The organism is Desulfovibrio sp. 1188_IL3213 (genome assembly GCF_036763145.1).
In the GTDB taxonomy this organism is placed as follows: Bacteria; Desulfobacterota; Desulfovibrionia; order Desulfovibrionales; family Desulfovibrionaceae; genus Desulfovibrio.
The window spans coordinates 1-6,228 of sequence record NZ_JBAIYR010000106.1 but is presented as its reverse complement, the minus strand read 5'-3'; the positions used below and the strand labels follow the sequence as shown (position 1 = coordinate 6,228).

At 58.5% G+C, this 6,228-nt stretch carries 6 protein-coding genes; 5 read left to right on the top strand and 1 reads right to left on the bottom strand.

Features of this window, described 5'->3' with window-relative positions:
• From V6C16_RS06310 to V6C16_RS06295, 4 genes are all read left to right on the top strand, one after another.
• Positions 1 to 802: Yip1 family protein (locus V6C16_RS06310; protein WP_333542909.1), on the top strand; the 802-nt coding region annotated here is incomplete at its 5' end.
• A gap of 355 nt (positions 803 to 1,157) precedes the next feature.
• Entirely contained in the window at positions 1,158 to 1,943 is a 786-nt protein-coding gene (locus tag V6C16_RS06305) for a hypothetical protein (protein ID WP_333536552.1), read from the top strand.
• A gap of 496 nt (positions 1,944 to 2,439) precedes the next feature.
• Positions 2,440 to 3,030, top strand: coding sequence for a TrmH family RNA methyltransferase (locus V6C16_RS06300; protein ID WP_333536554.1), 591 nt, complete (start codon positions 2,440 to 2,442; stop codon positions 3,028 to 3,030).
• On the top strand, positions 3,015 to 3,275 hold the full coding sequence (locus V6C16_RS06295) for a hypothetical protein (protein ID WP_333536555.1): 261 nt from the start codon (positions 3,015 to 3,017) through the stop codon (positions 3,273 to 3,275). Before V6C16_RS06300 ends, V6C16_RS06295 begins: the two co-directional genes overlap by 16 nt.
• A gap of 308 nt (positions 3,276 to 3,583) precedes the next feature.
• Here the strand turns inward: V6C16_RS06295 and V6C16_RS06290 are convergent, their stop codons facing one another.
• Positions 3,584 to 4,222, bottom strand: coding sequence for a hypothetical protein (locus V6C16_RS06290; RefSeq protein ID WP_333536556.1), 639 nt, complete (start codon positions 4,220 to 4,222; stop codon positions 3,584 to 3,586).
• Positions 4,223 to 4,439: 217 nt separating this feature from the next.
• Between V6C16_RS06290 and V6C16_RS06285 the strand changes: the two genes are divergently transcribed.
• Positions 4,440 to 6,228, top strand: a 1,789-nt coding sequence (locus tag V6C16_RS06285) for an ATP-binding cassette domain-containing protein (protein ID WP_333542908.1), incomplete at its 3' end; no start/stop codon positions are given.

Sequence of the window (6,228 nt, the reverse complement as noted above, 5' to 3'; positions counted from 1 at the left end):
GGCCGGCCGCGCCTATGAGCGCGAACACGGGCGTTTTGCGCCCAGGGGCAGTGCGGAAGGAAAGAACGGCAGCAGCCATGACAACCGCGATGAGGACGGCAGGCGTGAAGCTTTCGGCCGCCACGGCGATGCCGGCAATGGCCCCCATGACGAACACGGCTATGATGACGACTATGATCATGCGGAAGGCGGCATCCCCTGGGAGACTGCCCCCGAACCGGACGGGTGGATAGCGGCATTTTACCAGACCTGCATGCGGGTCATGTTTGGGGCGCAGCGTTTTTTCAGCCAGGTGCAGCCCGGTTCGCCGCAGATGCGCGCCCTGATTTTCTATCTTCTGGTAAGTGTGGTACAGGTTATTGTGGAGCGCGTGTGGTCCGGTGTGTTCATGTCGCTCATGGCCCCCAGCGCCGCTTCGGATCCGCAGCTTGAAAAGATGCTGCTCATGCTCTCGCCGCAGATGAGCCTGCCGATGGTCGTGCTGATAAAAACAGGCATGTCCGTCATCCAGCTGTATGTGCTCAGTGCGCTCATCAACTTCACCTACGGCTTTGTACGCGGCAGTCGCACGGACTTCAGCCAGGTTTTTCAGGTGCTGGCCTATTCCGCGGCGCCCACCCTGCTGTGTGTGGTTCCTCTGCTTGGCTCTCTTGTGGGCTTTGTCTGGATGTTCGCCTGCGTGCTCATAGGCTGCCGCGCAGCCCTCAAGCTTACCTGGCCGCAAACCCTCATGGGGCTTGCGCCTGTGGTGCTGCTGCTGGCCCCCCTGATTTTGCAGATTTTTCAGGCGGCGCGGATGTAAGCCTGAGTCACGGCATTTGCCCCCAATAGGCATCGCCGCCCGGCCGTTTTTTTGTGGACGGTCGGGCGGCGATACTTTTCAACGGGGCCGCCGTTTGCGGCCCCCGTATGTGCTGGTACTTTCAGCATGGCGATGTCCGCGGTGTGCGGCATGTGCGGAGGCTCCGCGCTTTTCGGCAAGGTTGAAAAGGCCTCTTTGGCACGGTTCTGGCAAATGACAGAAAAATGGCGCCCACGTGCCGCCCGCAGTGCAGCGGCATGCGGGACCTGTTTACCGGACGTGGCATTTTGCCGGATACAGTATCCGCCGGGCAATAGCGGCCGCAGTGTGCGGCAGACCCCGGCCAGGAGAAAATATGCATACCTGCCAGAAACTTTCCGGAACGTGGCAAGGGCAGAACCTTGCGGAATGCGCATGGCCGTTGGCACGCATGGTCATGACCGTGGCGCTGGGCCTGCTGCTTTTTTTGCTTTGGGGCTGTTCGCGCGCTCCTGACGACAGCCGCCGTACCTATGATTTTGCCGGGGACCTGAGCATGCCCATACAGGTGCGGGTCAACAACTTTGTGCGGCGGCAGCCCCCGGCCATCTATGTGCGGCCCACAGAATCTCTGGGCTATCGCCCGACGGCCCTTTTTGTGCCTTTGCGGGCCGTGCAGCAGATAAAGGACCCCGTAACCTTCAGCACCATGTTTTCGCGTCAGATATGGCAGGTTTGGCTGTCTCTCAACGCCTTTTCGGCCCTTGAGTATGATGCCAAGGCCGGACCTTTTGAGCCGCAGCGCGCTCTTGCCCTTGCGCGGGCGCGGGGGGCCGACATGTTGGTGGGCGGCTATATCAACCATTATATGGACGGAGGCTCCGGCGGAACCAGTTCGCTTTCGCTGGCCATTGAGGTTTACGACGCCAAAAGCGGCACGCTGTTGTGGTCAATGGCCCAGGGCGGGCTTATGGACGCCCGGCAGGTACACGATTTTTATCTGTTCTCCATTACGGAGGTCAATCCTGAAGACCCGGCGGGTCTTATAGCCCGCGCCCTTGCCTGGGATATGGGCCGTCAGGTGCTGGGCTGGGTGGACCCGAGCCGCCCCGCGCCCAGGGAGTCCTCGTGGTCGGACATGCTCAAGTCCAAGGCGTTCTGAGGCGCAAGACCAGAGCAATTTCACTTTGAAACTGTTCTGGCGGCTGCGTGAGCAGTCGCCCGCCGCAAAGGTGCAAGCGCAGCTTCAGCCGTTACGACAAAGGAAGTTACGGATGCTTCAGGAGTTGTAACGCAGGAAACTACGCTTGCAGACACCATGTGTAACGAGCGGTTTGTTTCCATACAACCACTGTCGCCATTCGTAAGGCTCGCAGGCTCGCCAACGACTGCCGCGAAGACAGCAAAGCTATGTACTTGCGCGGTTAAGCGCCGAAGCGAGAGTGCCGTAAACTGTGAGAATACACATTCTCAAAATTGCTCTGCTCTATGGAACGCGGCTTGCCCCCTGCCGTGCAGGCAAGGGGCAGGCAGATGCAAAGCCCCCTCGGGGGCTTTTTTATGGCCTGAATGGGCCGCAGGCCGGAATGATGCGGCTTGCCTGAGCGGGCTTTTTTTGAGAAGTATCAGGGCCTGAACGAACAGCAAAGGAAGCTCTCATGACCAAGGAACCCACGGAACGGCGCAAGGCCCGCCTGCTTGAAGTGCTGGCACACCGTCAGCCGGATCTCACCCTGGTGCTGGCAAATATTCATGATCCGCATAATGTTTCAGCCATTTATCGCTCGTGCGATGCCTTTGGCGTCAGCCGCGTCAATCTGTATTATACCAATACGCCTTTTCCCGCGCTGGGTCGCAAGACATCGGCTTCAGCCAGAAAATGGGTGGAGAGTGTGCGCCACAAAGACAGCGCGTCGCTTATGGAAAGCCTGCGCGCGCAAAACATGCAGGTGCTGGCTACGTCCTGCTCGCCCACGGCGCGGCCCCTGCGCGACTGGGATTTTACCCGGCCCACAGCCGTCATTATGGGCAACGAGCACAGCGGTGTGGAGCAGGAGCTTTTGCAGATGGCTGACGGGGAGCTTTATATCCCCATGTACGGGATGATCCAGAGCTTTAACGTTTCTGTGGCGGCGGCCATTATTTTGTCCGAAGCCGCCCGCCAGCGTGAGGCTGCGGGCATATATGCCGCGCCGCGCATGGCTGCGGCGGCGCTGGAAGAAAAGTTGCAGGAATGGCTGGAAAAATAGCTGGAAACAGCACGGTGTTTTTGGCGCGTGTCGTTTTTCCGGCAGTGTATGCATGGGGGAAAGAGCGCGGCAAGCGAGAATGTTTGAGCGTCTTAGAGCAGATTAACTTTGAAATGCTTCACATTTCAAAGTTTTCATTCAGCCGGAAAATGCGATTTTCGGCTGAATCCACGCCACATTGTGGCGCGCTGCACTTTCGTGCAGCTTTAGAGCATTTACACTTTTTCAAAGTTAAAATGCTCTAAAGCTTTGCCAATGCAGATTCGCAAAGCTTTAGACAGTGTCGTCACGAGCGCCTTTCCCGGTATCTCTGCGTCGAACTTCGCCTTTTATTCCGGTCGAGTACCATAAGAGTACACTCCCTGCATAAAAGGCTCGTTCTCCTTGATATACCAAGCAAATTCATCTCGTGACGACACTGTCTAAGACGCGCACTACGGCGTGCGGCGCGCACATAAAGAGCGCTTGCGCCTTTGCCGCGGGCGGTCTGCTTGGGCAGCCGCCAAAGCAGTTTTACAGCAAAACAGCCCTGAGCAGTTTTAAACAGCCAAGGTTATTGCTGCATTTCGCTGTGCGGCTGCACGCGCTTTTCAAAGTTCTTGCCGTTCCACTGATAGCCTATGTCATTGGCAACCGGCACATGGGCCATGCCTGTGCTTGTCCAGAACAGGGGCTGCGCCCGCAGCCCGCCAAGGCCGAGGCAGATCATGACCGTGGCCTGCACGTCCGGCGGCAGCTTCTGGTCTTTGCCCAGAAATTCTTCCACAGACGGCTCGGGCGGCGTATCCACAGGCACAAGGCGGCCGGAGGCGTCCATGCGCCACAGTTCCACCGTGCAGACAGGGCCGCCCAGCGTGCCGATGGCCGCATCAACGGCTCCGTTGCCGCTATGTCGGAAAAGGCGCAGGGCTACGGCCACATCGTGAAAGGGAAGGGTGGCGAAAACCATGACGTCTTCTGTCTCCCCGGCCACTTCCCAGAAATCGGCCTGCCCGTTGGAAAGCAATTTCTGCTTTTCAACAGGAGCCAGACCTTCGGGGGTGTTTTCAAAAATGCTTTCGGGCAGGGCAGCGAAAACTTCTCTGGCGCTGCGCTCATGCCCTGCGGCAGCCGGGGCGCGGTGGAATGCAAGCACAGTTGCCAGGGCGAGGGCCAGAACAAGAAAAACAGTGCGTGAGCGCTGATGAAACATAGTATACTCCCTCCGCAAGGCAGTTTGATGGACTTGCGGTTCGTAAAAATTTTTATACCGCGTTTGGCATTGTTTGTCCACGCAGACGAAGCTACGTTGTTTCATATTGATTTAGTAATAAAAAGTGTTTATTAATTGTAGTTATTCCTGTTAGTCGCGCATCCGGCGCGGCATAGCCATCTTGCCAAGCGGCCCTGCCGCGCTTACTTATGCCAGCATGAATACCAGCACCAACAAGTCCTGCATACATATTGAAAAGGCCCGGCAGCACAACCTCAAAAACATCAGCCTGGACATTCCCCGGGATGAGCTGGTGGTCATCTGCGGGCCTTCAGGCTCGGGAAAGTCCACCCTGGCCTTTGACATCGTGTATGCCGAGGGGCAGCGTCGCTATGTGGAGTCCCTTTCGGCCTATGCCCGCCAGTTTCTGCCCCAGATGGACAAGCCCGATGTGGAAAAAATAGAAGGGCTTTCACCTGCCATTTCTCTTGAGCAGCAGAGCGTTTCGCGCAATCCGCGCTCAACAGTGGGAACGGTGACGGAAATTTACGACTTTTTGCGCGTGTTTTTCGCCCGTCTGGGGCGCATGTACTGCCCCCAGTGCGGCCGCCCCATCGAAGCCCGCGCTGCAGATGAAATCATCGCCGATATCCTTGCCCTGCCGCAGGGTACAAAATTTATGGTGCTGGCCCCTCTTGTGGAACTGCAAAAAGGCACACATCAGGACAAATTTAAAAAACTCAAGGCCGAGGGCTTTGCCCGTGTGCGCGTCAACGGGGTTTTTCATACGCTTGATGACGTGCCTGCCCTGGACAAAAACAAAAAGCACAGCATTGACCTTGTGGTTGACCGTCTGGTCAACAAGGAAGGACTGCGCGGCCGCCTGGCCGACTCGGTGGAACTGGCCCTGCGCTACGGCGAAGGGCGGCTGGTAGTTCACCTGCCCGACAGGGCCGCTGCCGGCGAAGAGGCCGATACCGTACACTCCACCTCATCGGTGTGTACGCACTGCCGTATTTCTTTGCCCGCGCCCAGCCCACAGCTTTTTTCCTTCAACGGCCCGCAGGGGGCTTGCCCGCGTTGCGTGGGTCTTGGCGGCGTGGATTATTTCGAGCCGCGTCTTGTTGCGCCCAATATGGGGCTTTCGCTGAATACGGGTGTACTTTTGCCCTGGGCTACCGGCAAGATGTTCAGCCGTTATGAAGACGCGCTCAAGGCCTTGGGCAAGCGCTTCAAGTTCAGCCTGTCCACACCTCTGGAAGAATTTTCTGAAGACGCCCTGGCCGCGCTTTTTTATGGCGAAGACGAGCAGGGCAGGCCCGCCCGCTCATCGCAGGGGCTGCGCCGCAACTGGATGGGCGGCAATGTGGCCCTGGGGGCCGGCGGTGATTACCAGAGCGATCACTTTGCCGAGGCCCGGAGCTCCGGGGACGTAAGCGTAAGCGAAAAACGCTGGCCCGGCGTGATCCCCCTGCTGGAAAGCGGCATGCAGTACGGCGATGCCTGGCGCGAGGCGCTCTCACGCTATCGTCAGACCATGGACTGCCCTGACTGCAAGGGCGCGCGGCTCAACGTCAATGCCCTTTCCGTGCGCGTGGACGACCTGAATATTGCGGATTTCTGCAATCTTTCAGTGGAGCGCGCCCTGGAATGGCTGGACAAGCGCACGTTCACGGGCCGTCATGTGGTCATTGCCGAGCCGCTCATGAAGGAGCTGACCCACCGTCTGTCCTTCATGCGCAGTGTGGGGCTGGAATATCTTTCCCTGGGGCGCTCCATGTCCACCCTTTCCGGTGGCGAGGCGCAGCGCATCCGGCTGGCCAGCCAGCTCGGTTCCGGCCTTGTGGGGGTGACCTACGTACTGGACGAGCCGTCCATCGGCCTGCACCCGCGCGATAACGAAAGGCTGCTGGGTACGCTGCGTTCTCTTCAGGCCCGAGGCAACACGGTGCTGGTGGTGGAGCATGACGAGGCCACCATCTGCGAGGCAGACACGGTTATCGAGC

Excerpts from the sequence above, each read along its gene's own strand:
- V6C16_RS06305 (WP_333536552.1), top strand. The coding sequence starts at position 1,158 with ATGCATACCTGCCAGAAACTTTCCGGAACGTGGCAAGGGCAGAACCTT.
- V6C16_RS06300 (WP_333536554.1), top strand. The coding sequence starts at position 2,440 with ATGACCAAGGAACCCACGGAACGGCGCAAGGCCCGCCTGCTTGAAGTG.
- V6C16_RS06295 (WP_333536555.1), top strand. The coding sequence starts at position 3,015 with ATGGCTGGAAAAATAGCTGGAAACAGCACGGTGTTTTTGGCGCGTGTC.
- V6C16_RS06290 (WP_333536556.1), bottom strand. The coding sequence starts at position 4,222 with ATGTTTCATCAGCGCTCACGCACTGTTTTTCTTGTTCTGGCCCTCGCC.